This is a genomic window from Caldalkalibacillus thermarum (assembly GCF_014644735.1).
GTDB classification, from domain to species: Bacteria; Bacillota; Bacilli; order Caldalkalibacillales; family Caldalkalibacillaceae; genus Caldalkalibacillus; species Caldalkalibacillus thermarum.
The window spans coordinates 1-815 of record NZ_BMKZ01000121.1 but is presented as its reverse complement, the minus strand read 5'-3'; the positions used below and the strand labels follow the sequence as shown (position 1 = coordinate 815).

The 815-nt window shown below is 46.8% G+C and carries 1 protein-coding gene; it reads right to left on the bottom strand.

Going from position 1 to position 815, the window contains the following annotated elements; translation table 11 throughout:
- Positions 1–610 precede the first annotated feature (610 nt).
- On the bottom strand, positions 611–815 hold a 205-nt coding region (locus tag IEW48_RS17330; RefSeq protein WP_229704113.1), incomplete at its 5' end, for a hypothetical protein.

The following is an 815-nucleotide window of genomic DNA, read 5'->3' as shown; positions in this document are numbered from 1 at the left end:
GGCGCAGGTTGCGTTTAATGATAAAATGCACCCCTTCTTCCTGACAAACGGCCAGGTTGTTCAGGGCATCGTTGCCGGCATCCATCCGTAACAACAAGGGTTTCTCTGTCATGCTTTTGGCCCGGGGCATCATCTCCCGCAGTTTTTGGTCCACCTCTTTTTGGACATGGGTGCGCCCTTCGCGCAACTCGGCATACAACCCGTACCCTTCCCGGCCAATATAGGCCAATAAGGGGGCATAGCCATCACAGCCTTTATAGGTCCGGNCATATTGGAAGAAGTCATCCTCACGAAAGGCTTCGATATGTTCAAAATCGCTTTTCCCCTGAGCCAGCAATCCGATCATGGCATAAACAATGTCACTGTGGGACAGTAAGGGATACTTCAATCCTGGGATCTTGAGTTGGTTCAACTTGGGGCGTAAGTCTGTTTTTTCCAAGAGCAATCCAATTAATCCCAATCCACTATGGGCTGTTAATCGTTCATGAGAGGCTTTAATAATAAACCGCATCCTTTTCACCTGCCAGGTGGGAGAGTCTGATTATACTTATTCCCATTGTACCAAAGCAGGTGAGGGATTAATAGATGAATCCTCACGGATTCAGGTTATTTAGCGAAAATTGTTCAATTGTACTTGACGCTCACAGGCTACATTGATCTGGTTGTCGAAAACGAATCTGGTGTATGGTTTGTCGATTGGAAAACCAATTGGCAACCGTACAACGTTTTGATCTGGAGCCGGATGCCCGTGATAGGTTGTTTCCAGCCAAACCATCTTCTCAGTGCAGTCATTGTCCTTTTGCAATTGAGTGTTA